We start from the raw sequence: 22,328 nt of genomic DNA, 5'->3' as shown, positions 1-22,328 counted from the left end.
TTTTTCCGCGTGCGCTCGTCTCGTTCAGGCCGTGCGCACCCGGCCGATGGTGGAGAGTTGATGCCGAGTTCGATCTCAGTGGATTCGCCCGCAGGTGATGTCGCGTCGCGCGACAGTGAACCCGCGGTGCTGGTGTCCGACGTGCGCAAGTCGTTCGGTGACGTGCACGCCCTGCAGGGCATCAGTTTCCAGGCCGAAAAGGCCAGTGTGCTGGGCATCCTCGGACCCAACGGTGCGGGCAAGACCACCATGGTGAAGGTCCTGTCGACGCTGCTTCGCCCCGACTCCGGCACCGCCGTGGTCGCCGGGCACGACGTGCTCACCGACGCCGCGGGCGTGCGCCGCGCGATCATGATGACCGGCCAGTACGCCGCGCTCGACGAGAACCTGACCGGCCGGGAGAACCTCGAGCTGTTCGGTCGGCTGATGGGCTTGACCAAGTCGGCCGCCCGCAAGCGCGCCGAGGTGCTGCTCGAAGAATTCGACCTGGTCAGCGCTGGTAAGCGGGCCGTGCGCAACTACTCCGGCGGCATGCGCCGTCGCGTCGACATCGCCTGCGGGCTGGTCGTGCGGCCCGAAGTGGTGTTCCTCGACGAGCCGACCACCGGCCTCGACCCGCGCAGCCGTCAGGGCGTGTGGGATCTGGTGACCGCGCTCAAGAATCAGGGCATCACGGTGTTGCTCACCACGCAGTACCTCGAAGAGGCCGACGTGCTCAGCGACAACATCATCGTCATCGACAAGGGCACGGTCATCGCGGAAGGCACCGCCGACCAGCTCAAGGCCAAGACCGGCGGCAGCTACTGCGAGATCGTCCCGCTCGACCCGAGCCGCCTCCCGGCGACCGTGCAGGCACTCGGTGATCTGGTCCCGGCCGCCGTCGCCGCCGATATCGACGGCGCCGACAAGGTGTCCATCCCCGCGGCCGACGGCGCCGCCACCCTCGCCGAGGCGCTGCGCAGGCTCGACAACGCGGGCATCGACCTGGCCGACATCGCCCTGCGCAGGCCCTCGCTCGACGACGTGTTCCTCTCGATCACCGGTCATTCGGGCGGCCACTAGTGAGCGTCTCCACCCCCGCGGCGAACACGTTGTTCGCCGAGCTTCCCGCTGTGCACCCGAGCAGCTTCGCGCAGTGGCGCGCGCTGACCGGGCGCATCGTGCACACCATGGCCACCAAGGGCGAGCTGATCGTCGCGGTGCTCACCCCGCTCGTGGTCACCGTGGCCTTCTACCTGCCCTTGCGGTACGTGATGAAGGTCCAGGGCATCGATTACGCGCAGTACGTGATGCCGATCGTCGTGCTGCAGACGATGGCCATGACGATGATGTCGAACGCGCAGCTCGCGGCGTTCGAAGCGCTCACCGGGTTGAGTACTCGACTCCAGACCATGCCGATCGGCTCGCTCGTTCCGCTGATGTCGCGCATCTGCGCGGGTCTGGTGCGGTCGATCGTGTCGCTGATCGCGACCGTGGGCTACGGCTATGTGATCGGCTTCCGGTTCACCGGCGGCTGGTTGCAGGCGCTCGCGTTCTGCGGATTCGCGCTGACCGTCGGCGTGGTGCTCACGCTCGGCGCCGACGCGCTTGGCAGCCTGACCAAGAATCCCGAGGCGCTCAGCCAGGCCCTCACCCTGCCGATTCTGATCTTCGGCATGATGTCGACCGGGTTCGTGCCAGAGGCCAGCTTCCCGTCGTGGGTGCGCCCGTTCGCGCGCAACCAGCCGATCTCCCAGTTCGCCCAGACGCTCAGCGATATGGCCGCGGGCCATCTGAGCTGGGCAGGCACGTGGGTATCGCTGGCGTGGCTCGGCGGACTGGCTGTTTTCTTCCTCCCACTGGCTGTGTGGGCGAGTGTGAGGCGATCATGACAACAATCGAGAAGGCGTCGGTCGAGGAGGCCGCGGCCGACCTGCCGGTGGTGCACGCCAAGCCGGAGGGTTCGGTGTCGGTGTGGTTCACCCACAGCCTCATCCAGACCAAACGGCTGCTGATGGTGTGGTTGCGTGACCCGTCGACGACCATCCAGACCATCGCCTACCCGGCGGTGACCCTGCTGATGTTCCGGATCGTGCTCGGTGACTCGATCACCGCGGCCACCGGTGCCCCCAGCATCTACGGCCAGGCCGCGCTGCTGACCCTGGTCGCGGCCATGACCGGCGCGGTGGTGAGTGCGCTCGGATTCAAGCGCGAGAAGGCATCGGGGCTGCTCAGCCGGTTCTATACGATGCCGCTGAACAAGGCTTCGCTGCTCACCGGTCGGCTGTTCGCCGAGATGCTGCGCATTCTGATCACCACGGTGATCGTGCTGCTCGTCGCGGTGCCGCTGGGGTTCCTGTTCATGGAGGACCCGTTCGCCAATATCGCGCTGGTGCTGGTTCCGGTGCTGTTCGGCATCGGATTCGCGGTGATGGTGACGGCGCTGGCCACGATCACCGAGGGCGTGATGCTGATCAGCCTCATCGGCATCCTCAACACGCTGCTGATGTTCTTCAACACCGGCTTCGTTCCGGTCTTCGCCTACCCGACCTGGTTGCAGGATGTGGTCGCGAATCAGCCGATGAGCTGTGCGATCGATGCGATGAAGGGGCTGTCCTACGGTGGGCCGGTCGCTGAACCGCTGCTCAAGACCGTCGCATGGACGGTGGGGATGATCGCGGTCTTCGCCTATCCGGCGATCGTCGGCTACAAGAAGGCCGCCGAATCGTCCTGAGACCGAGCCGTCGAACGCTGATCGCCGCCACGAATTCTGTGGCGGCGATCAGTGCGTTATGGGCGGGGTGAGTCGATTTCGGCGGGGGCGAAGGGGTAGTCGAGCCAGCGGTCGCGGTTGGTCCAGCCGACGAGGTCGTAGCGCCAGCGGAACGGCCAGGTGTGGGCGACGGTGTTGAACAGGGCGGCGCCGAGCGCGGTGTAGTCGTCGTGGGCCGAGAGCAGCGCGCGCTGGCCGCGTTCGGATTCGGTGAAGAAGGCGTCGAACATGGCGATGGACTGGTCGGTGGTGAGCCGGCCGAGACCCCACAGGCCGCGCATGCGCATCCAGTACACGGCCCTGGCCCGCCACGGCCAGAGAGCTTCGATCGGGTTCTCGCCGCGCTGCACCGCGGCGACGGCGGTGTCGGCCAGCGCGAGTGAGTCGGCCACGCTGTAGCCGGTGCACGGGTGCATCATCCCGCCGCGCGAGCCGAAGGGCACCGCCACCGCAGTGCCCTTCTTCGGGGGCGGCTGGTCGAGGGGATAGTGGGCGGCTTCGTGCGGTTCGTCGCCGGTGAGCTGGATGCCGTGCGCCGCGAGCCTGGTCAAGGTGCGCTTGCGTAGCTCGTGCTGCGGCATCCCGCCGCGCAACCCGAGGCTCGTTTCCTCGAAGATCACCGTCCCGTCCCCGAGCGGCACCGCGTAGAGGAACGACGGCGGCTCATCAGGGCCCGCCCCGTTCTCCGGCCGCCAATCCAGCAGCAGCCCTTCGCCTTCGGCGACCATCGGCGCCGCGGTCTCCGCGTCGACGAAGATCCCGTGCGCCGAAGCAGCCCTGCGCCGGCCCGATGTCGGCAGCCCCCGCGTATCGAACACCGCCCCCGCGGCGATCACCGTGCCGTCGGTGAGCTCCACCTCGTGCGCATCCACCCGCTGCGCCCGATCCGCGAAAACGGTCGCGTCATCGAGTGCCAGCGCCGCGTGCAACCCAGCCTTCGACAACACGCAATAGGGCCGCTCGATCCGATGTTCACCCTTGGTCCACACCGTCGGCGCCGCGATCAGCTGCGCGATCGCACTCGCGGGCAACCACTCCGGCAGCTCGTCCACCCAGCAGGAAAAGGTCGGGGGAAACAGTCGCTCAGGCCGAGGATCCACCGCCGCGACCCGCAACCCGGCTACCGCGGCCCGATGCGCCAGCCCCCGCCCAGCCGGTCCGAGCCCGACCACACAGATATCGAATTCCCGCGCAACGCTCACGTCCGCATTCAATCGCCAGCGTCCGCGCCACGCAAGCACCCTGTGACCCGGTACTCACTTCGTCTCGGTGCGGTGGCTAGTCCTCCAGCGCCAGAGCCTGGCGCATCGTCAGACGGCCCTGGGTTTGCATGAGGGACCGGCGGTAGATCTTCTCGGCGATCACGACGATGCCGTAGGTGGCCACGGCCATCAGGGCGAGGGCGAGGAAGGGTTCCCACCACGCGGCGGTGCCGTCGGCCAGGCGGGCAGGCATGGCGACGATGGACATGACCGGGACGTACGAGGCGATGACGCGGGCGGTGCCGGTGAGGAAGATGCCCGCGAACAGCACGATCATGATGAGCATCCCGAGCGGCGTCGAGGTGGACTGGAGGTCCTCGCTGCGAGTGGCGAGCGCGCCCGCGACAGCCCAGAGACTGGCCAGGGCGAGGAAGCCGACGAGGAAGAACACGATGAACCAGCCCGCCGCCCCGGCGATCTGGCCCAGCTGAGCGCCCTTGCCGGTCATCGCCAACCCGGCCAGCCCCGCCCCGGCGAACAGGGCGAGCTGCGCGAACGCCAGTGTCGCGTTGCCCGCCACCTTGCCGATCAGCAACTGCCGCAACGGCATCGCACTGGCCAGGATCTCCACGATCCGGTTCTGCTTCTCCTCGACCACGCTCTGCGCGATGGACATGCCGAACATCACCGACGCCAGATAGAACAGGAACGCGAAGACGAACGAGACGATCTTGGCGAGTCCAGGGTCGATCGAGCCCCGCTCGAGCAGGTCATAGGTCACCGTCGCGCCCCGGCCCAGCTCCTCGAGCGAGACGCCCGCGGCGGCGGCATTGCGCTGCAACGCGATCTGCTGCGCGGCGGCGGTGATGTAGGTGGTGGCGTCATCGTCCTCGGCGGTCTTGCCGATCAGCTGCCACCCGCTCGGTTCGGCGGGCACCAGACCCACATCGACCTCGTCCTCGCGGACCAGCTGCTCGACCGCGGCCCGGTCGGTGACGGGACGCGCGGTGAAGGTGGTGTCGGTGCCCGCGCCCGCAGCCAGGGTATTGGCCGTATCGACCACGACCGAGGTGTCCGAACCGGCGATCGCCACGTCCACCTTGTCGGGCCTGCTGCTGAGGAACCCGCTGACGGCCAGGGACGCGACGATCGCCACGATCGTCACCACGGTCGAGATGACGAAGTTGCGGTCACGCAGCTTCACCACGATCTCCCTGGCCGCGACGATCCGCCACACGCTGCGCGACGCACTCGTGCTGACGGGGTTCACCGTGGCCGTGCGAGGAGCTGTCTCCGGGCTCTGACCTCTCACTTCGTCACCTCCCGGTAGATCTCGGCGACCGTCGGCCGCACTTCGGCGAACTCCCGCACCGACCCCCGCGACAGCGCCTCCTTCAGCACCCCATCGGTGCCCGCGCCGTCGACCTCGAACAACACGCCCGGCCCGGCACTCTCGACCACCCGAACCCCCGGATACTCCCGTAACCACCCCGGATCACCGTCGAGCACCAGCCGATACCGCGAGCCACCGCTCGACCGCAGCTCCTCGACCGAGCCGTGCCCGACCACCCGGCCCGCGGCGAGCACGACCAGCTGATCGCACAGCCGCTCCACCAGATCCAGCTGATGCGAGGAGAACAGCACCGGCACGCCCTGATCGGCGTACTCGCGCAGCAGCTCCACCATCGAATCCACCGCGAGCGGGTCGAGTCCGGAGAACGGTTCGTCCAGGATCAGCGCGGTCGGCGCTGCGATCACCGCCGCCGCGATCTGGACGCGCTGCTGATTGCCCAGCGACAACGATTCGAGCTTGTCCTTACCGCGCGCACCCAGATCGAAGCGCTCCAGCAGACTTTCGGTGCGCGCCTTCGCCTCGCCGGCGGGCAGCCCGCGTAGGCGGGCCAGGTACACGAGCTGGTCGAACACCGGCTGCTTGGGATAGAGCCCGCGCTCCTCGGGCATGTACCCGAACGAGCGCCGATCCAGCTCGGTCACCGGCCGGCCGTCCCACCGGATCTCGCCGGATTGAATAGCCAAGACCCCCATGATCATTCGCATCGTGGTGGTCTTGCCCGCCCCGTTCCCTCCGACGAACCCGGTCAACGCGCCGGGCAGCACCGCGAACGACACATCGTCGACCGCGACGTTGTCCCCGAACCGCCGCGTCAGCCGGTCGACTTCCAACATCGGACTCCCCATCCTGTCGTTGACTGCCCACAACCGTACCGGTGCAACGGTTTACCCGGCCGGAATCAGCGCGGCGTCACCCAGGTGGTGATGTCGGCGTGGACGACCTCGATGCCGTCCTTGTCGTAGATCGAGACGGGGACGGTCAGTTCCCGGCCCGTGGTGATGGCGTCGAAGTCCGGGATCTCGTCGAGTTTCGCGACCGCGCGCAGGCCCGATTCCGCCTTGGCCAGGTACTGGACGTTCATCGACTTGGGGATCCAGCGGTGGGTGGTGGGGACGGTGGCCTCGCTGAGCATGCCCATCGCCACCTCGGCCAGATTGCAGGCCGCGATCGCGTGGAAGGTGCCGAGGTGGTTGTGGATGCCGAACCACTTCGGCGAGGTCACCTCGCAGATGCCTGGTTCGAGGCGAACCACCTGGGGCAGCACGGTGCCGAAGTAGGGGACCCGGGCGACCATGCCGAGCGAGAACAGCGCGTGTCCGATGCGGTTGTCGGGCAGCTTCTTCCAGCCGCGGTAGGTCGCGGTTTCCTGTGTCATGCCAGCTATCTTACTCAGAAGTAAGTTGTCTGGGAACCCTCCGGTGACCAGGCGCGGCGACAGGCCAGCTACCATTGCGCGGTACAGCCCAGCCGGCGGTGCGGTCCAGGTAGTAGCCCCTTTGGTGGCGTGATCGATACCTCATGACCCCCGATTTGAAGGACGTCGTCGGCATGGTGCATACTGTTCGGGTTGCCTTGCGCAGGATCCCCACTCTTCGGAGCGGTTGGCCTGGGCAAGGGGAGCAGTAGTTTGTATCTCGCCGGTTCGCCGGTGTGGATACGTTCGGGACCACGCACTTCCGGCCCAAGGTGAGCAGATGACCGGGGTCGGAGAATAAGCGTTAGGGCGACACGCCCGACCGCGTGGACCGGAGAACCATGACAGATGAACAGCGGCGAGGACTAGGTAGTGCCTTTTGGTGCGCCCTGGTTGCGGGTCTTTAGTGGGAAACCACGCTGAGGCGTCTTTCTGTGTTCGGGCTGTGCAAATTGAGGGTGGTGCGGGAGCCAGCTCCTGTGACCACGAAGGAAAGCGGAGAAAAGGACACTTAGCGTGGCGGGACAAAAGATCCGCATCAGGCTCAAGGCCTATGACCACGAGGCGATCGACGCGTCAGCGCGCAAGATCGTGGAAACGGTGACCCGCACCGGCGCCCGTGTGGTCGGGCCTGTGCCGTTGCCGACCGAGAAGAACATCTACTGCGTCATCCGTTCGCCGCACAAGTACAAGGACTCGCGCGAACACTTCGAGATGCGCACGCACAAACGCCTCATCGACATCCTCGACCCGACGCCGAAGACGGTTGACGCGCTGATGCGCATCGACCTGCCGGCCAGCGTCGACGTCAACATTCAGTGACGGGGACTCGAGACACAATGACTGACAACAAGAACCGGCCCGCAGCCGGCATCCTGGGCACCAAGCTCGGCATGACCCAGGTCTTCGACGAGAAGAACCGCGTCGTCCCGGTCACCGTCATCAAGGCGGGCCCGAACGTGGTCACCCAGATTCGTACCGTGGAGCGCGACGGCTATTCGGCCGTGCAGATCGCTTTCGGCGCCATCGACCCGCGCAAGGTGAACAAGCCGACTTCCGGCCAGTTCGCCAAGGCCGGTGTCACCCCGCGCCGCCACGTCACCGAGATCCGCGTCGCGGATGCCTCCACCTTCGAGATCGGCCAGGAACTCTCGGCTGATGTCTTCGAAGAGGGCACCTACGTCGACGTGACCGGAATCAGCAAGGGCAAGGGCTTCGCCGGCACCATGAAGCGTCACGGCTTCAAGGGCCAGGGCGCCTCGCACGGTGCGCAGGCTGTGCACCGTCGCCCGGGTTCCATCGGTGGCTGTGCCACTCCCGGCCGCGTGTTCAAGGGCATGCGCATGTCGGGCCGTATGGGTAACGACCGCGTCACCACGCAGAACCTCTCGGTTCACAAGGTCGATGCCGAGAACGGTTTGCTCCTGGTCAAGGGTGCTATCCCCGGCCGCAAGGGCAACATCGTGATCGTCAAGAGCGCCGTGAAGGGTGGTGCGCACGCATGACCAGCCTCGACAAGAAGGCCAACCTGACGCTGACCGTTAAGGCCGCAGGCGGCAAGACCGAAGGCACCGTCGAACTCCCCTCGGAGATCTTCGACGTGACCGCCAACGTCGCGCTGATGCACCAGGTCGTCATCGCGCAGCTGGCCGCCGCTCGCCAGGGCACCCACTCCACGAAGACTCGTGGCGAGGTCTCCGGTGGTGGCAAGAAGCCGTACCGCCAGAAGGGCACCGGCCGCGCCCGTCAGGGCTCGACCCGTGCGCCGCAGTTCGCCGGCGGTGGCACCGTCCACGGCCCGCAGCCGCGTGACTACAGCCAGCGGACCCCCAAGAAGATGAAGGCCGCCGCCCTGCGCGGTGCCCTCTCCGACCGGGCCCGCAACGAGCGCATCCACGTGATCACCGAACTGGTCTCGGGTCAGAACCCGTCGACCAAGATTGCCAAGGACTTCCTGGCCGAGCTCTCGGGCCGCAAGAAGTTCCTGGTCGTCGTCGGCCGCGAGGACGTCGCCGCGTGGAAGAGCGTGGCGAACCTGCAGAACGTGCTGCCGATCGCCCCGGATCAGCTCAACACCTACGACGTGCTCAACAGCGACGACGTGGTGTTCAGCGTCGAGGCCCTGAACGCTTTCGTTCACGGTCCCGCCGAGGCGGCCCAGGAGGAGAGCAAGTGAGCACCATCGCCGACCCCCGCGACATCCTGCTCGCACCGGTCATCTCGGAGAAGTCCTATGGGCTGATCGAGGAAGGCACCTACACCTTCCTGGTGCACCCGGATTCGAACAAGACGCAGATCAAGATCGCCGTTGAGAAGGTTTTCGGCGTCAAGGTCACCAGCGTCAATACCGCCAACCGTCAGGGCAAGCGCAAGCGGACCAAATTCGGTTACGGAAAGCGCAAGGACACCAAGCGCGCACTCGTGACCCTCTCGGCCGATAGCAAGCCCATCGAGATCTTCGGAGGACCGGTCGCGTAAGCGCCTGGGACTCCAGAAAGCGAGAAGAACTCATGGCAATCCGTAAGTACAAGCCGACAACGCCGGGCCGTCGTGGCTCCAGCGTCTCGGACTTCGCCGAGATCACCCGGTCGACGCCGGAGAAGTCGCTGCTGCGCCCGCTCACCAAGTCCGGTGGTCGTAACGCGCACGGTCGCATCACCACGCGTCACCGCGGTGGCGGTCACAAGCGTGCCTACCGCGTCATCGACTTCCGTCGACTGGACAAGGACGGCATCCCGGCCAAGGTCGCTCACATCGAGTACGACCCCAACCGCACCGCCAACATCGCACTGCTGCACTTTGCCGACGGCGAGAAGCGCTACATCATCGCGCCGAAGGGCATCAAGCAGGGCAGCCCGATCGAGTCCGGCCCCACGGCCGACATCAAGCCGGGCAACAACCTGCCGCTGCGCAACATCCCGACCGGTACCACGATTCACAACGTGGAGCTGCGTCCGGGCGGCGGCGCCAAGATGGCTCGTTCCGCCGGAATGAGCATTCAGCTGCTGGGCAAGGAAGGGCCGTACGCGACCCTTCGTATGCCCTCCGGTGAAATCCGCCGTGTCGACGTGCGCTGCCGCGCCACCGTCGGCGAGGTCGGCAACGCCGAGCAGTCGAACATCAACTGGGGCAAGGCCGGCCGTATGCGCTGGAAGGGCCGTCGTCCTACCGTCCGTGGTGTCGTCATGAACCCGGTCGACCACCCGCACGGTGGTGGTGAGGGTAAGACCTCCGGTGGTCGCCACCCGGTCTCCCCGTGGGGTCAGCCTGAGGGCCGCACCCGCAAGCCCAACCGCCCGAGTGACAAGCTCATCGTTCGCCGTCGTAAGACCGGCAAGAAGCGCTAAGGAGGAGGTAAGAAATGCCACGCAGCCTCAAGAAGGGCCCGTTCGTCGACGACCACCTCCTCGCGAAGGTGGACGTGCAGAACGAAAAGGGCACGAAGCAGGTCATCAAGACCTGGTCGCGTCGCTCGACCATCATCCCCGATTTCATCGGACACACTTTCGCCGTCCACGACGGTCGCAAGCATGTCCCGGTGTTCATCTCGGACAACATGGTCGGCCACAAGCTCGGTGAGTTCGCGCCGACCAGGACGTTCAAGAGCCACGTCAAGGACGACCGGAAGAGCAAGCGGCGATGACTGAAACCATTCAGAACCCGACTGCACGCGCAACCGCCAAGCACGTTCGGGTCACCCCGATGAAGGCCCGTCGAGTCGTGGACCTGGTCCGCGGCAAGAGCGTCGAGGACGCGCTGGCGATCCTGCGGTTCGCACCGCAGGCTGCCAGCGAGCCCGTGGCCAAGGTCGTGGCTTCGGCCGCGGCGAACGCCGAGAACAACCTCGGCCTCAACCCGGCCACCCTGGTCATCTCGACTGCTTTTGTCGACGAGGGCGCCACCATGAAGCGTTTCCAGCCGCGGGCCCAGGGCCGTGCGTTCCGGATTCGCAAGCGCACCAGCCACATCACCATCGAGGTCGAGAGCGTGCCCACCACCGGCGCTGCCACTCGTAGCCGCCGGAAGGGAGGGGCAAAGTAAATGGGACAGAAAATTAACCCCCATGGCTTCCGCCTCGGTATCACCACCGACTGGAAGTCGCGTTGGTACGCGGACAAGCAGTACGCGGAATACGTGAAGGAAGACGTTCAGATCCGCAAGCTCCTCGCCACTGGCATGGAGCGGGCAGGCATCTCGAAGGTCGAGATCGAGCGCACCCGTGATCGCGTCCGTGTGGATATCCACACCGCGCGTCCCGGCATCGTGATCGGTCGTCGTGGCGCGGAAGCCGACCGCATCCGCGCCGAGCTGGAGAAGCTCACCAAGAAGCAGGTTCAGCTGAACATCCTCGAGGTCAAGAACCCCGAGTCGGATGCGCAGCTGGTTGCTCAGGGTGTTGCCGAGCAGCTGTCCAACCGTGTGGCGTTCCGTCGTGCGATGCGTAAGGCCATTCAGTCGGCCATGCGTTCGCCGAACGTCAAGGGCATCCGCGTGCAGTGCTCGGGCCGCCTCGGTGGCGCCGAAATGTCGCGCTCGGAGTTCTACCGTGAAGGTCGCGTTCCGCTGCACACGCTGCGTGCGGACATCGACTACGGCCTCTACGAGGCCAAGACCACCTTCGGTCGCATCGGTGTGAAGGTCTGGATCTACAAGGGTGACATCGTCGGTGGTCGTCGTGAACTGACCGCCGCCGCCGCTGCTCCGGAGCGCCCGCGTCGCGAGCGTCCGAGCCGCCCTCGTCGGTCCGGCGCCACTGGCACCACCGCGACCAGCACCGAGGTCGGTCGCGCCGCCACTGCAGTGGCGGAGGCTCCGGCAGAGAACAAGGAGGGCTGACGCATGCTGATGCCCCGTAGGGTCAAGCACCGCAAGCAGCACCACCCCGGTCGCTCCGGCATGGCCAAGGGCGGCACCGCGGTGGCCTTCGGTGAGTACGGCATCCAGGCTCTCGAGCCCGCCTACGTCACCAACCGTCAGATCGAGTCGGCGCGTATCGCGATGACCCGCCACATCAAGCGTGGCGGCAAGATCTGGATCAACATCTACCCCGACCGTCCGCTCACGAAGAAGCCGGCCGAAACCCGCATGGGTTCCGGTAAGGGTTCGCCGGAGTGGTGGGTCGCGAACGTGAAGCCCGGTCGGGTCATGTTCGAGATGTCTTACCCCAACGAGGAGACCGCTCGTGAGGCCCTGCGCCGCGCGATGCACAAGCTCCCGATGAAATGCAGGATCGTGACCAGGGAGGAGCAGTTCTGATGGCTACCGAAACACCGGCCGCAGAGCTCCGTGAGCTCAACGAAGAAGAGCTCGTGGCACGCCTGCGCGAGTCGAAGGAAGAGCTGTTCAACCTGCGCTTCCAGATGGCGACGGGTCAGCTCGACAACAACCGTCGACTGCGCGTCGTCCGCCACGAGATCGCGCGCATTTACACGGTCATGCGTGAGCGCGAGCTCGGCCTGGCCACGGCGCCCGCTGGCAAGGGAGATGCGGCATGAGCGAGAACACCGAAGAGCGCAACAGCCGCAAGGTACGCAGCGGCTACGTTGTCTCCGACAAGATGAACAAGACGATCGTCGTCGAGCTGGAAGACCGTCACCGGCACAAGCTCTACGGCAAGATCATTCGCACCACCTCCAAGGTGAAGGCGCATGACGAGAACGAGATCGCCCACGTCGGCGACCACGTTCAGCTGATGGAGACCCGTCCGCTGTCGGCCACCAAGCGCTGGCGTCTGGTCGAGGTCCTGGAGAAGGCCAAGTAAGGTCCCTCCTCGATCCATCGAGATCGTTGCTACGAAGGCCCGTTTCCCTCTGGGAGGCGGGCCTTCGTCGTTGCCGGTGAAATTCGGTGGCGGTGCGGGATCGCGGCTGCCACGCTTTGTCGATGCGGGCCTATCGCGACGTGCTGTCGATCGGGGCGGTGCGCAACATCTTGTTGCTCGGTGTCTTGGTGCGGATTCCGCATTTCGCCGGGGCGGTCCTGCTCGCCCTCCATGTGGTCGAGACGCTGCACGGGTCGTGGTTGCAGGCGGGATCGCTGGCGATGGTGGTGACGGTCTGTGTCTCGGTGAGTGGGCCGTGGCGTGGGCAGATGCTCGACCGATACGGGTTGCGGGCCACCGTCGCTCCCGCGATCGTGCTCGGCGTCGTGTGCTGGTCGATCGCGCCCTTTGCCGGATATCTGCCGCTGTTGATCCTCGCGGGGGTGTCCGGGCTCTACGACGTGCCGGTGTTCAGTGTGGTGCGGCTGGCGATCATCGCCGCGACGACGGAACGGCAGCGTCAGCCCGCGCTGGCCCTGGAGTCGGTGTCGGTCGAGACGGCGTTCATGATCGGTCCGGTCCTCGGGGTGGCCGCCGCGGTGTACTGGTCGACGACCGCCGCGCTGTTCGGCGCGCAGATGTGCATGGTGCTCGCCGGTGTCGTGCTGTGGCTGTGGAACCCGTTGCTGCGCTCGGACTCCGGTGCGAGCGGAGTCGAGCGCGTTGCCCGTCGCGCCTGGTTCCGCGCCGATTTCGTCGCGCTGTGTGGTGTCGCCGCCGCGGCGATCTGCGTGCTGTCGGCCTCGGAGCTCACCTTCGTCTCGGCGGTGCGCGGCTTCGGCGCCCAGCAGTGGCTCGGGGTGATCCTGGCGGTGTGGGGGCTCGGCTCGTTGGTGGGCGGTCTGGTCTACGGTGCGCTGCGCCGTCCGATTCCCGCCGACAGATTGTTGATCGCGCTCGGCGTGGTGACGGTGCCCCTGGCGATCGCGACCGGACCGCTGACGCTCGGCATCACCGGATTCATCGCCGGTCTGCTGTGCGCGCCTGCGCTGACCGCGGCGATCGATCAGTTGAGCCGCATCGTTCCAGAGGGCGGTCGTGGAGAAGCGATCGGCTGGCACGGTGCGGCGATGACGCTTGGTGGTGCGTTCGGCAGCGTGCTCGGCGGGGCGATGATCGAGATCGGCGGTGCCAGAGCCGGTTTCGGGGTTGCCGGCCTGTTCGGTATCGCGGTGGGGGCGGGATTTGCCGTGTGGATCGGATGGCGGGGCGCTACGAAGGTTGTCGCGGGATCGGCAACGGTCGTGGATCCGACTGTGCGATAGCGGTATCCGTGGTCAGCCGGTGAAGGCGTAGGGCTGGCGGATCTTGTGGGCGAATTCGACGATGTTGGTGACAGTGCTGCTGGGGACGCCGACTTCGCTGCCGATGCTGCGGGCCGACCAGGATTGGTCGGTGAGCTCGAGGATCTCTTCGATCTGCTCGAGGGTCAGGCGCAGGGGGCTGCGGTGGGCGATCTGGCGTGCCAGGGCGCGGACCTCGGTGTCTTCGTCGAAGTCGAAGTCGTCGGGGGACGGGAGGTCTTCGTCGTCTTCGTCGAGGGTGACGTCCACGTCGACCGGCTCGGGTGCGGCTGGGATGGGTTCGGGGGCAACGCGGACCGGCTCGGGGGTCGGGCTCGGTGCGGGTTTCGCCGCTGCCCGCTCGGTTGCCACGGGTTCGATCTGGGTGGGCTCTGTCGGCAGGACCAATTGCTCGGTGGGTTCGGCGGTGAGCGTCAGCTGCTCCGGCTCCGCGGCGGGAGGCTGTGGATCGTTGTGCACCGCTACCGGATCGGTGATCGGTGGAGTGTCGCCATCAGGGTCACGGGCGACGGTGCCGGCGTGCATCGTCGCCTCGGGAACCGGGTCGGTGCCGGTCGCTTCGCCCGCGGTGGACTGCGTGGCGGTGGTGACCGGTATTCGCCGCAAGGTCGAGGCGGCACCGTTGGTTCGGGTGGCGTGCTCGGTGCCGTTGCGGCGATGGTCGGCGGCCGCCTTGTGGATGAGTTCGAGAGTGCCGGGGGCGTTCGGCTTGTCGGTGGAGGGGCGGCGAAGTCCGTGCGGGTAGCTGCGCTCGGCCGCCGCCGCGGCGATTCGTTCGGCCTCGGCGACCAGCGGATCCAGACTCGGCACGGGCTCCGAAGCGACCGGTTGGGCCGGTGTTTCGACGATCTCGTGATCCACCGCGGCCGTTTCCGCGGGCGGAGCAACGGCCTCGACACGGGCAACGGCAACGGTATCGATACCGGCAGCAGCCTCGACACCGGCAACGGCCTCGACACTGTGGAGCGCACCTTCCGACGTCGGCGTCAGAGCCGGCGACATCATCCGCTCGGCGGGGGAGTAGCTCGTGTCCCCCGGCAATTCCACCGAGGCGCTCTCGATCAATATCGCGTACCGTGCCGACACCCAGGCGTGCAGCCAGATCACCACACCCACCATCACCGGGGCGATGGCGAATTCGGCTGCGCGACCGAAGGATCCGGAGGCCAGGTGGGGGCCCGCGTTGAGGGCGACGGTGGTGCCGAGCAGGGCGAGTTCGAACACGAGTACCTTGCCGCGTTCGAGTTCGCGGCCCCAGCGGGCGGCGGTGGTGGCGGCGATCATGATGACGATGATCGGGATCGAGATCATCGCCTCGATGCCGAAGCTGAGCCAGTAGAGCGGGTCGCTCATGTCACCGCTGGGCACGAGGTTGTGCTGCACGTTGACGCCCGCCCACACCATCCCGAGGATGACGACGGCGATCAGCGCGCGCGATGACCACTCCGCCCGCCGATACAGCTGCGCGAGCCGGGCATCGGCACTGGAGACCCGCCGTCGGGCGGCCAATGCCTTGCGATGCCAGCGCGCGTCGGCTTCGTCGGTACGGCGGATGAGCGTGCCGGTACGCCGGTCGCGCTGGTCGGCGGCCAGTTCGTCGACGATGGCGCGGCGCCGCTGTTTACGGCGCTGGGCCCGGATCCATTCGGCCAGCTCGCGTTCCGCGCGGATCTCGTCGTCGGAGAGGGCGTCGTAGAGGGCGGTGTCGTGTTGCAGGGGGAGCTTGTCGCGGGCCGTCGCGACCTGCTGGGCGAGCGCGGTGATCTCGGTGTTCGGCGCGATCGCGGCATTCTCGCTCAACCGATCGTCGGACATATCGCGCCTTCCGCCACTCGAACATATGGACTATCGAACATATGTGTGATTGCCAGAGAGCGTAAACGCCGACCGTGCCCCGGTCAACGACAACGGGTCGATTCCGCCGAATTCCCGGCAGCGACACGCCGGAATTCGGAATTCGGAATCGTCGCGGAGCAGCCGTTTTTCGGCGCGCCGGTTCAGCGCAGGGCGGTGTGCCAGACGAGGGCCGCCGCGAGCGCGCCCGCCCCGTTGAGCGACCAGTGCAGGGCGATCGGGGCGAGCAGGCTGCCGCTGCGGCGGCGCAACCAGGTGAATACGACGCCCGCGGCGGCGGTTGCGGCGACGGCGAGGGCGATTCCGGCGAGCTGGCCGAGCAGGCCGCCACCGACGATGCCTGCCAGGCCCTTGTTACCGGAGGTCAGGCCGAACGAGGAGGCGATGTGCCAGAGTCCGAACATCAGCGATCCGGCCGCGAAGAGCCCACGGACGCCGAGGACCCGATCGAGGGTGCCGTGCAGTACGCCGCGGAAGGCGAGTTCTTCGGGAATCACCGTCTGCAACGGGATGACGATCATCGACGCGATCAGGGCGCCGGAAATCGTCGCGTATCGATCGGCGAGGAAGAACGGCCTGGTGAGCGGTAGGAGTGCGCCGATCGCGACCGCGGTCAGCACGATCCCGACCGCGCCGAGCGCGTACACCGTGCCGCGCTTCCAGTGCCTGGGTGAGAGGCCGAGTTCGGACCAGCCGAGTCCGCGTTTGCGCATCAGCGCCAAGAGCGCGAAGGCGGCGATGGGGACGATGACGATGTTGGCCCAGGCTGTCGTGAAATGCGCGATCAGATTGGTGCCTGCCAGCACGACGACAACCACCGCGATATCGATGTAGGCATGCAGCTTCGGCCGGGAATCGGCGATGGCGGGTACGGGCACCCGACCGAGTGTACGGAAATATCACGAAATGAAAACGGTCCGGTGAATGCGGGACAACCCACCAACCCGGCGTTGAGCGGCCCGGAGTACGCCCACCAAGATCGAGCAGGATTCACCGCGCTGTGAGCTACTCGACAGCCGATCCGGACCATCCGGCCATATCGGTCCACGCCTGCAGTGTGCGCCGGGTCTCGAACCGCCGTGGCACCGCGCTGATCGGATCCGTGAATTCGAGAGAAGCCGCCAGCAATTGCAACGGCCGGGTGTAATCGTCGACCGATTTATCGGTGATCACCGGATAGAAATCGTCGCCGAGAATCGGCACGCCGAGCCCGTTCATATGCAGCCGCAGCTGATGGGTTCGCCCGGTGTGCGGGCGAAGGCGGTAGCGCCCGAGGCCGTCGCGGTGCTCGACCAGCTCCACCTCGGTCTCGGCATTGGGCTCACCGTCCACCTCGAAAGCGGCGAGCACCTGCTTCTCCTTGATGATCCGGCTGCGCACGATCCGCGGCAGCTCGAGCGCGGGATCGTGGGGCGCGATGGCCTCGTACTCCTTGCGCACGGTCTTGCGGTGGAACATCGTCTGATAGGCCCCGCGGCGCGCCGGATTCACCACGAACAGCAGCAGGCCCGCGGTGACCCGGTCCAGTCGGTGCGCCGGGATCAGGTCGGGCAGTTCGAGCTCGTTGCGCAACCGCACCAGCGCGGTCTGCAAGATGTGCTGGCCACGCGGGATCGTCGCCAAGAAGTGCGGCTTGTCGATCACGAGGATGTCGTCGTCGCGGTGCACGATGCCGATCTCGAACGGCACCTCGGTCTCGGTGGGCAGATCGCGGTGGAACCACACGGCACTGCCCGGCACGAACGGCGCGTCCGGTGCCAGCGGACCCGCCAGATCCACGATCTCGCCCGCCACCAGCATCGCGTCGATTCTGGCCGGATCCACCCGGGGCAACCGTTCGACGAGGTGGTCGCGCACGGTCACCCACTGCCCGTCCTCCGGGAGCCGGAGTCGGGCGGGATCCAAGCCGTGCCGTTTCGGCAGCGGCGGCTGCTGCCTACGTCGCATAGGACCAAGTGTGGTCTGTCCGGTGATCGCGATCCGCCGTGGGGTTCAGGCGGCGCGCGTCGCGAGTCCCGGGTAGTCGACGATCAGACCCGCTTCGTCGTAGTCCAGGGTGGCCTGGAAGTCGAAGTCGGGAGCGGTGTAGTCGTAGCGCTGACCGCCCCCATCGGCGATTCGGCGATAGTGCTGCGGTAATCGGGCCGCCGTGAGGTCGGCGGCCCGCAGGTAGACCGCTGGCGCGTCGGCGGCGTCACCGACAGCGAGCCCGAGGCGATGCACCGGCAAGGCATTGGTGAACGCCGACGCCTCGAGATCGATATCGAGACACCCGTCGAGTTCGGGCGCGGGCGCGCCGTCGACCTGCCAGCGCCCCGACCCGTCGGACTGCACGTTCACCGCTCGCCTGCCTTCGGGATATCGCCCGACGATCTGTGCCGACCGCGTATGCCAGCTCCCGTCGAGGCGCAGCCGATAGTCGATCGCCCAGACGATCCCGTCCTCGACCGCCGTCGCGCACCCTTCGATGACAACTCCGCGCGCATCATCGTGGAAATACGTCACTTCGAATCCGGTGCGCGCGTCGCGATGTAACCAGGCAGCCGAAGGTGGCAGGGGAGTGAACATGAGAAACGCATTCCCCCGATTCCACTGACCAATCGCTAGCCCGCCCGCTGATCGAGCACCATCAGTTTCGCTTCGACGAGGACTTGGCGCGCACGCCGTCGGACCCGGCACAGGTCGACGCTGCATTCCAGATGTATCTGCATCGCCCGATGCGCTTGTTCGGGCGACAGCTTTCCAGGATCGGAATGGCAGTCGGCAATTGCTGAAATGATTGACGTGACAAACATTTTCGTTCTCCCACCGCTACACGAGATCAAGAGGTACGGAGGAAATTACGCCCGAAAATGCGAATTGCCGACGGGTTGACTGGCAGTTCACGCAACCTTCCCCGGTCGGCCACAACCGCTCAACTTAGGCTAACCTACCTTTGGCGGAGTTGCCGCGGACAGGTCGAGAGGCGAGAACGATATGACGGTGCAGGTAGCGCCGCCGCCGGGGGCGGAGTCGGGGAACCGGCTGCCCAAGGCGGCAGCGAAAGCGCAGAAGCAGCGGGAAGCGCAGGCGCGCAAGGAGATTCTGGCACCGGTATCGGGCATGCTCACGGTGGCGAGCCTGATCGTGGCCGTGGCGTCGGTCTGCTCGGTGGTCCCGTTCCTGCTGATCGTGGCGGCCTGCCGTGAACTGCTGAACACCCCGGTCGACACCGACCGCGTGTGGTGGTTGTTCGGCGCGGCCGTGATCGTGCTCGTGGTGCGGGCGCTGCTGCAGGCCGTCGCGATGACGTGGTCGCACGCGGTCGATGCCGGCTACCAGCTCACCCTGCGCCGACTGCTCGCGAGCAAGCTCACCCGGGTACCGCTCGGCTGGTTCGGCGAGCGCAGCTCCGGCGAGGTCAAGAACTACCTGCGCGACGACGTCGAGGCCCTGCACTACCTGGTGGCGCACGCGCGGCTCGAGTTCGTCGGCGCACTGGTGGTGCCGCTGGTGACCCTCGGCTACCTGTTCACCGTCGACTGGCGGCTCACCCTGGTGCTGCTGATTCCGCTGATCGCCTACTTCGTCCTGTTCGGCAAGATCATGGACCGCGACGGCCGCGACCGCCTCGCGGTCTACACCCGCTGGGAGCGCCGCACCGTCGAGGCGACCATCGAGTTCGTCGACGGCATCCAGGTGGTGCGCGCGTTCGGTCAGGCGGGCAAGGCACACAAGGAGTTCCAGGACGCCGTCGACGGTCAGGTCAAGGCCGCGCATCGGATGAAGATGCCGATCATCCGCGTGCAGTCGGCCTCCGACATCGTGGTGATGCCGGTGTTCGTCATGCTGGTGGTGGTCCTCGGCGGGCTCGCCGGGGTCGGCCTCGGCTGGGTGGATCCCCTGGATATGTTGCCGTTCCTGCTGGTGGGGCTGGGTATCGGCAGTTCGCTGCTCGGCCTCGGCTACGGTTCGCAGGCCCTGCGCGCCGGTGGTGCCGCGGCGCTGCGTCTGCACGAACTGATGCAGACACCGGAACTGGAAACCGTCGCGACCGAAGCCACCGCCCGGACCGGGATCGTCCGCTTCGAAGGCGTCGAATTCGCCTACCGCACCGGCCATGACGTGCTGCGCGGCATCGATCTCGAACTGACTCCCGGCACGATCACCGCCCTGGTCGGCCCGAGTGGTTCCGGCAAGTCGACACTGGCGAAACTGCTGCCCCGCTTCTACGACGTCGGCGCGGGCCGAATCACCGTCGACGGCCGCGATATTCGCGAGTTCACCAGCGAAGAGCTGTACCGCACCGTCGGATTCGTCTTCCAGGATGTCCGCCTGATCCGCGGTTCGATCCGCGAGAACCTCCTGCTGGCCAGTCCCGACGCCGATCAAGAAGCCATCGAGCGCGCGACCAGGGCCGCCCAGATCCACGATCGGATCCTGGCGCTGCCCCGCGGCTACGACTCCGAGATCGGTGTCGACGCCACCCTGTCCGGCGGTGAGGCACAGCGCCTTTCGATCGCCCGCGCCCTGCTGGCCGACACCCCGGTGCTCGTCCTCGACGAGGCCACCGCCTTCGCCGATCCCGAATCCGAGGCCGCGGTCCAGGACGCGCTGGCGGCCCTGGTCGCCGGACGCACAGTCCTGGTGATCGCGCACCGCCTGCACACCATCACCGGTGTGGACCGAATCCTGGTGCTGGACAACGGCGCCATCGTCGAACAGGGCACGCACCCCGAGTTGCGGGTCGCGGGAGGGCTGTACCAGCAGCTGTGGGAGATCAACGAAGCCGCGCTCGGCACGCTGGCCCTGGTGGAGGAAACACGATGATTCGCAAGGTTTTCCGCCTCGTCCCCGACGAGTTCGCCCCGCTGATCCCGCGCCTGCTCGCCGTTATCGTGCTCCAGGCGTTCTTCCAGGCGATCGCCTACCTGCTGCTGGTCCCCGTGCTGGAAGCGCTGTTCGGTGACAACCTGAACGGTGCCTGGCTGTGGGCGCTGGGGATGACGGCCGCCGTGGCCGGCGTGGTGGTGTTCGGTTTCGCGCAGGCCGTGATCGGTCTGCGCATCGGTCTCGGCATGCAGCGTGGTCTGCAGACCCGCCTCGGCGATCAGCTGAACGCGTTGCCGCTTGGCTGGTTCGAAGACCGCGACGCGGGCCCGCTCTCCCGCGTGATGGTCGAGCAGGTCCGCGAAATGCAGGGCCTGATCGCCTACCTGCTCGCCAAGGTGCTCACCGGCATCATCGTGCCGCTGGTCGTCGCGATCGGCATGCTGTTCATCGACTGGCGGATCGGGGTGGCGATGCTGCTCGCCGCGCCGGTGCTCTACCTGGTGAACAATCTCGCGAACCGCGCCTACACCGGCGCCGACGCGCGCCTGCACACCGCCGCTGCCGAAGCCGATTCGCGGGTAGTCGAATTCGCGCAGGCACAGCCGGTGCTGCGGGCCTTCGGTGCCGTCGGAGCCGGGAACAAGAAGCTGGATTCCGCACTGGTGCAGCAACGTTCGGCCGTCCTGAAGATGATGGTCGCGACGGTGCCCGGCCTGATCGTCTTCGCGCTGTTCGTCCAGGCCGTGTTCCTGGTGCTGGCCTACATCGCGGTCGTGCAGGTGACCGACGGTTCGGTCTCGGCCGCCGCCGCGATCGCGCTGATCGCGGTGAGCGCGCGCTTCATCGAACCGGTGAACCAGGCCGCCCAGCTGGGCGCCGCCCTGCGCTCGGCCGCCGCGGCCGCGGATCGCATCACCGACCTGCTGGCCGAATCGCCCCTGCCGAGTCCCACCGAGCCGGTCACGCCCGGTGCGCCCGCGGTGGTCTTCGACGAAGTGAGCTTCGGTTACCGCCCCGACGAACCGGTCCTGTCCGACCTGACCTTCACGGTCCCGGCAGGCACCACCACCGCCATCGTCGGACCGAGCGGTTCGGGCAAGACCACCCTGCTCCGCCTCGCCGCCCGCTTCTACGACGTGGACTCCGGCGTGGTGTCGGTCGGCGAACACGATGTGCGTCAGCAGCCTTCGGACACCCTGCTCGACCAGCTCGCCCTGGTTTTCCAGAACGTCTACCTGTTCAACCGCTCGGTCGCCGACAACATCCGCATCGGCAAACCCGACGCGGACGACGACGACCTGCGGCGCGCGGCCGAAGCCGCCAGGGTCGACGAGATCGTCGAGCGGCTGCCCGACGGTTTCGACACCACGGTCGGCGAAGGTGGCACCTCGCTGTCCGGCGGTGAGCGTCAACGGGTCTCGATCGCGCGCGCCCTGCTCAAGGACGCCCCGATCGTGCTGCTCGACGAGGCGACCAGCGCGCTCGACCCGCACAGCGAAGCCGTCGTGGTCCGTGGCATCCACGAACTCACCAGGGACAAAACGGTTCTCGTCGTCGCGCACCGTCTCTCGACGATCGCCCACGCCGACCAGATCCTGTTCCTGGACAAGGGCCGCATCTCCGAACGCGGTACGCACGCGGAGCTTCTCGCCCTGAACGGCCGCTACGCCGCCTTCTGGAACGAGCGCGAACGGGCAACGGGCTGGCGCCTGGAGCCCGTCCCCGCCTGACTACGGGAACCTTGGCGGTGTTGCGACACCGCCGAGGCGGCCGGGGAACAGCCACTGGCTGTGGGTTGACCGTGGTCATGTTCTG

At 66.9% G+C, this 22,328-nt stretch carries 25 protein-coding genes; 17 read left to right on the top strand and 8 right to left on the bottom strand.

Annotated features, from left to right (window positions below; genetic code table 11):
* The first annotated feature begins 60 nt into the window (after positions 1 to 60).
* Genes ACFWPX_RS20645 through ACFWPX_RS20635 form a run of 3 tightly spaced genes read left to right on the top strand, consistent with a single transcriptional unit; the run spans position 61 to position 2,713 of the window.
* Positions 61 to 1,062, top strand: a complete 1,002-nt coding sequence (locus ACFWPX_RS20645) for an ATP-binding cassette domain-containing protein (RefSeq protein ID WP_378915798.1) — start codon at positions 61 to 63, stop codon at positions 1,060 to 1,062.
* Positions 1,062 to 1,871 carry an ABC transporter permease gene (locus ACFWPX_RS20640; RefSeq protein ID WP_378915801.1) on the top strand — a complete coding sequence of 270 codons (810 nt, stop codon included), beginning with the start codon at positions 1,062 to 1,064 and terminating at the stop codon, positions 1,869 to 1,871. Before ACFWPX_RS20645 ends, ACFWPX_RS20640 begins: the two co-directional genes overlap by 1 nt.
* Entirely contained in the window at positions 1,868 to 2,713 is an 846-nt protein-coding gene (locus ACFWPX_RS20635) for an ABC transporter permease (RefSeq protein WP_378915804.1), read from the top strand. The genes ACFWPX_RS20640 and ACFWPX_RS20635 overlap by 4 nt, the downstream gene beginning before the upstream one ends.
* 56 nt (positions 2,714 to 2,769) lie before the next feature.
* Here the strand turns inward: ACFWPX_RS20635 and ACFWPX_RS20630 are convergent, their stop codons facing one another.
* From ACFWPX_RS20630 to ACFWPX_RS20615, 4 genes are all read right to left on the bottom strand, one after another.
* Positions 2,770 to 3,954: a lycopene cyclase family protein gene (locus ACFWPX_RS20630; protein WP_378928729.1), complete on the bottom strand. Its 1,185-nt coding sequence runs from the start codon at positions 3,952 to 3,954 to the stop codon at positions 2,770 to 2,772.
* A gap of 76 nt (positions 3,955 to 4,030) precedes the next feature.
* Entirely contained in the window at positions 4,031 to 5,266 is a 1,236-nt protein-coding gene (locus ACFWPX_RS20625) for an ABC transporter permease (RefSeq protein WP_378928728.1), read from the bottom strand.
* Positions 5,263 to 6,141: an ABC transporter ATP-binding protein gene (locus tag ACFWPX_RS20620; protein ID WP_378928727.1), complete on the bottom strand. Its 879-nt coding sequence runs from the start codon at positions 6,139 to 6,141 to the stop codon at positions 5,263 to 5,265. The genes ACFWPX_RS20625 and ACFWPX_RS20620 overlap by 4 nt, the downstream gene beginning before the upstream one ends.
* Before the next feature lie 65 nt (positions 6,142 to 6,206).
* The gene (locus tag ACFWPX_RS20615) at positions 6,207 to 6,683 is read right to left on the bottom strand and encodes a hotdog fold domain-containing protein (RefSeq protein ID WP_378915813.1); all 477 of its coding nucleotides are present in this window, start codon (positions 6,681 to 6,683) and stop codon (positions 6,207 to 6,209) included.
* A gap of 555 nt (positions 6,684 to 7,238) precedes the next feature.
* On the opposite strand from ACFWPX_RS20615, the gene rpsJ reads away from it, so the two are divergent.
* The 12 genes from rpsJ to ACFWPX_RS20555 all read left to right on the top strand — a co-directional run bounded on the left by rpsJ (position 7,239) and on the right by ACFWPX_RS20555 (position 13,808).
* Entirely contained in the window at positions 7,239 to 7,544 is a 306-nt protein-coding gene (rpsJ, locus tag ACFWPX_RS20610) for a 30S ribosomal protein S10 (protein WP_040804197.1), read from the top strand.
* Positions 7,545 to 7,561: 17 nt separating this feature from the next.
* Complete coding sequence (gene rplC, locus ACFWPX_RS20605) at positions 7,562 to 8,227, top strand: 50S ribosomal protein L3 (RefSeq protein WP_378915814.1); 666 nt, start codon at positions 7,562 to 7,564, stop codon at positions 8,225 to 8,227.
* Positions 8,224 to 8,898: a 50S ribosomal protein L4 gene (gene rplD / locus ACFWPX_RS20600; RefSeq protein WP_101464455.1), complete on the top strand. Its 675-nt coding sequence runs from the start codon at positions 8,224 to 8,226 to the stop codon at positions 8,896 to 8,898. Before rplC ends, rplD begins: the two co-directional genes overlap by 4 nt.
* Complete coding sequence (gene rplW, locus ACFWPX_RS20595) at positions 8,895 to 9,200, top strand: 50S ribosomal protein L23 (RefSeq protein ID WP_067448314.1); 306 nt, start codon at positions 8,895 to 8,897, stop codon at positions 9,198 to 9,200. Before rplD ends, rplW begins: the two co-directional genes overlap by 4 nt.
* A 32-nt stretch (positions 9,201 to 9,232) precedes the next feature.
* Positions 9,233 to 10,069, top strand: a complete 837-nt coding sequence (rplB, locus tag ACFWPX_RS20590) for a 50S ribosomal protein L2 (RefSeq protein WP_378915816.1) — start codon at positions 9,233 to 9,235, stop codon at positions 10,067 to 10,069.
* Positions 10,070 to 10,083: 14 nt separating this feature from the next.
* The gene (gene rpsS, locus ACFWPX_RS20585; RefSeq protein ID WP_056818481.1) at positions 10,084 to 10,365 is read left to right on the top strand and encodes a 30S ribosomal protein S19; all 282 of its coding nucleotides are present in this window, start codon (positions 10,084 to 10,086) and stop codon (positions 10,363 to 10,365) included.
* The gene (rplV, locus tag ACFWPX_RS20580) at positions 10,362 to 10,763 is read left to right on the top strand and encodes a 50S ribosomal protein L22 (protein ID WP_067448312.1); all 402 of its coding nucleotides are present in this window, start codon (positions 10,362 to 10,364) and stop codon (positions 10,761 to 10,763) included. Before rpsS ends, rplV begins: the two co-directional genes overlap by 4 nt.
* Positions 10,764 to 11,558: a 30S ribosomal protein S3 gene (gene rpsC / locus ACFWPX_RS20575; RefSeq protein ID WP_266296840.1), complete on the top strand. Its 795-nt coding sequence runs from the start codon at positions 10,764 to 10,766 to the stop codon at positions 11,556 to 11,558. It abuts the gene before it with no gap.
* Positions 11,559 to 11,561: 3 nt separating this feature from the next.
* On the top strand, positions 11,562 to 11,978 hold the full coding sequence (gene rplP, locus ACFWPX_RS20570; RefSeq protein WP_056818475.1) for a 50S ribosomal protein L16: 417 nt from the start codon (positions 11,562 to 11,564) through the stop codon (positions 11,976 to 11,978).
* A complete protein-coding gene (gene rpmC, locus ACFWPX_RS20565) occupies positions 11,978 to 12,217 on the top strand; it encodes a 50S ribosomal protein L29 (protein ID WP_056818473.1) in 240 nt (79 codons plus the stop codon). Before rplP ends, rpmC begins: the two co-directional genes overlap by 1 nt.
* Positions 12,214 to 12,483 carry a 30S ribosomal protein S17 gene (gene rpsQ, locus ACFWPX_RS20560; RefSeq protein WP_056818470.1) on the top strand — a complete coding sequence of 90 codons (270 nt, stop codon included), beginning with the start codon at positions 12,214 to 12,216 and terminating at the stop codon, positions 12,481 to 12,483. The genes rpmC and rpsQ overlap by 4 nt, the downstream gene beginning before the upstream one ends.
* 122 nt (positions 12,484 to 12,605) lie before the next feature.
* Positions 12,606 to 13,808, top strand: coding sequence for an MFS transporter (locus tag ACFWPX_RS20555; RefSeq protein ID WP_378928726.1), 1,203 nt, complete (start codon positions 12,606 to 12,608; stop codon positions 13,806 to 13,808).
* 12 nt (positions 13,809 to 13,820) lie between these two features.
* Here ACFWPX_RS20555 and ACFWPX_RS20550 read toward each other — a convergent pair whose 3' ends face one another.
* The 4 genes from ACFWPX_RS20550 to ACFWPX_RS20535 all read right to left on the bottom strand — a co-directional run bounded on the left by ACFWPX_RS20550 (position 13,821) and on the right by ACFWPX_RS20535 (position 18,269).
* Positions 13,821 to 15,662: a hypothetical protein gene (locus ACFWPX_RS20550; RefSeq protein WP_378928725.1), complete on the bottom strand. Its 1,842-nt coding sequence runs from the start codon at positions 15,660 to 15,662 to the stop codon at positions 13,821 to 13,823.
* 182 nt (positions 15,663 to 15,844) lie between these two features.
* Positions 15,845 to 16,579, bottom strand: coding sequence for a type II CAAX prenyl endopeptidase Rce1 family protein (locus ACFWPX_RS20545; protein ID WP_378915823.1), 735 nt, complete (start codon positions 16,577 to 16,579; stop codon positions 15,845 to 15,847).
* A 127-nt stretch (positions 16,580 to 16,706) separates the two neighbouring features.
* Positions 16,707 to 17,648: an RluA family pseudouridine synthase gene (locus ACFWPX_RS20540; RefSeq protein WP_378915826.1), complete on the bottom strand. Its 942-nt coding sequence runs from the start codon at positions 17,646 to 17,648 to the stop codon at positions 16,707 to 16,709.
* Between the two features lie 45 nt (positions 17,649 to 17,693).
* A complete protein-coding gene (locus tag ACFWPX_RS20535; RefSeq protein WP_378915828.1) occupies positions 17,694 to 18,269 on the bottom strand; it encodes a putative glycolipid-binding domain-containing protein in 576 nt (191 codons plus the stop codon).
* A 408-nt stretch (positions 18,270 to 18,677) separates the two neighbouring features.
* On the opposite strand from ACFWPX_RS20535, the gene ACFWPX_RS20530 reads away from it, so the two are divergent.
* Both ACFWPX_RS20530 and ACFWPX_RS20525 read left to right on the top strand, forming a co-directional pair.
* Positions 18,678 to 20,510 (top strand): ABC transporter ATP-binding protein, encoded by a 1,833-nt coding sequence (locus ACFWPX_RS20530; protein ID WP_378928724.1) that lies wholly within the window; start codon positions 18,678 to 18,680, stop codon positions 20,508 to 20,510.
* Entirely contained in the window at positions 20,507 to 22,243 is a 1,737-nt protein-coding gene (locus tag ACFWPX_RS20525; RefSeq protein WP_378928723.1) for an ABC transporter ATP-binding protein, read from the top strand. Before ACFWPX_RS20530 ends, ACFWPX_RS20525 begins: the two co-directional genes overlap by 4 nt.
* The last annotated feature ends 85 nt before the right edge of the window (positions 22,244 to 22,328 follow it).

This window comes from Nocardia sp. NPDC058518 (genome assembly GCF_042719655.1).
Lineage (GTDB): Bacteria > Actinomycetota > Actinomycetes > Mycobacteriales > Mycobacteriaceae > Nocardia.
This window is presented reverse-complemented; position numbering and strand designations above follow the sequence as displayed.

What these genes read in the sequence shown, in the direction of transcription:
- ACFWPX_RS20645 (WP_378915798.1), top strand. Translation starts at nt 61, where the DNA reads ATGCCGAGTTCGATCTCAGTGGATTCGCCCGCAGGTGATGTCGCGTCG.
- ACFWPX_RS20635 (WP_378915804.1), top strand. Translation starts at nt 1,868, where the DNA reads ATGACAACAATCGAGAAGGCGTCGGTCGAGGAGGCCGCGGCCGACCTG.
- ACFWPX_RS20620 (WP_378928727.1), bottom strand. Translation starts at nt 6,141, where the DNA reads ATGTTGGAAGTCGACCGGCTGACGCGGCGGTTCGGGGACAACGTCGCG.
- ACFWPX_RS20615 (WP_378915813.1), bottom strand. Translation starts at nt 6,683, where the DNA reads ATGACACAGGAAACCGCGACCTACCGCGGCTGGAAGAAGCTGCCCGAC.
- rplC (WP_378915814.1), top strand. Translation starts at nt 7,562, where the DNA reads ATGACTGACAACAAGAACCGGCCCGCAGCCGGCATCCTGGGCACCAAG.
- rplD (WP_101464455.1), top strand. Translation starts at nt 8,224, where the DNA reads ATGACCAGCCTCGACAAGAAGGCCAACCTGACGCTGACCGTTAAGGCC.
- rplB (WP_378915816.1), top strand. Translation starts at nt 9,233, where the DNA reads ATGGCAATCCGTAAGTACAAGCCGACAACGCCGGGCCGTCGTGGCTCC.
- rpsS (WP_056818481.1), top strand. Translation starts at nt 10,084, where the DNA reads ATGCCACGCAGCCTCAAGAAGGGCCCGTTCGTCGACGACCACCTCCTC.
- rplV (WP_067448312.1), top strand. Translation starts at nt 10,362, where the DNA reads ATGACTGAAACCATTCAGAACCCGACTGCACGCGCAACCGCCAAGCAC.
- rpsC (WP_266296840.1), top strand. Translation starts at nt 10,764, where the DNA reads ATGGGACAGAAAATTAACCCCCATGGCTTCCGCCTCGGTATCACCACC.
- rplP (WP_056818475.1), top strand. Translation starts at nt 11,562, where the DNA reads ATGCTGATGCCCCGTAGGGTCAAGCACCGCAAGCAGCACCACCCCGGT.
- rpmC (WP_056818473.1), top strand. Translation starts at nt 11,978, where the DNA reads ATGGCTACCGAAACACCGGCCGCAGAGCTCCGTGAGCTCAACGAAGAA.
- rpsQ (WP_056818470.1), top strand. Translation starts at nt 12,214, where the DNA reads ATGAGCGAGAACACCGAAGAGCGCAACAGCCGCAAGGTACGCAGCGGC.
- ACFWPX_RS20555 (WP_378928726.1), top strand. Translation starts at nt 12,606, where the DNA reads ATGCGGGCCTATCGCGACGTGCTGTCGATCGGGGCGGTGCGCAACATC.
- ACFWPX_RS20550 (WP_378928725.1), bottom strand. Translation starts at nt 15,662, where the DNA reads ATGTCCGACGATCGGTTGAGCGAGAATGCCGCGATCGCGCCGAACACC.
- ACFWPX_RS20540 (WP_378915826.1), bottom strand. Translation starts at nt 17,648, where the DNA reads ATGCGACGTAGGCAGCAGCCGCCGCTGCCGAAACGGCACGGCTTGGAT.
- ACFWPX_RS20535 (WP_378915828.1), bottom strand. Translation starts at nt 18,269, where the DNA reads ATGTTCACTCCCCTGCCACCTTCGGCTGCCTGGTTACATCGCGACGCG.
- ACFWPX_RS20530 (WP_378928724.1), top strand. Translation starts at nt 18,678, where the DNA reads ATGACGGTGCAGGTAGCGCCGCCGCCGGGGGCGGAGTCGGGGAACCGG.
- ACFWPX_RS20525 (WP_378928723.1), top strand. Translation starts at nt 20,507, where the DNA reads ATGATTCGCAAGGTTTTCCGCCTCGTCCCCGACGAGTTCGCCCCGCTG.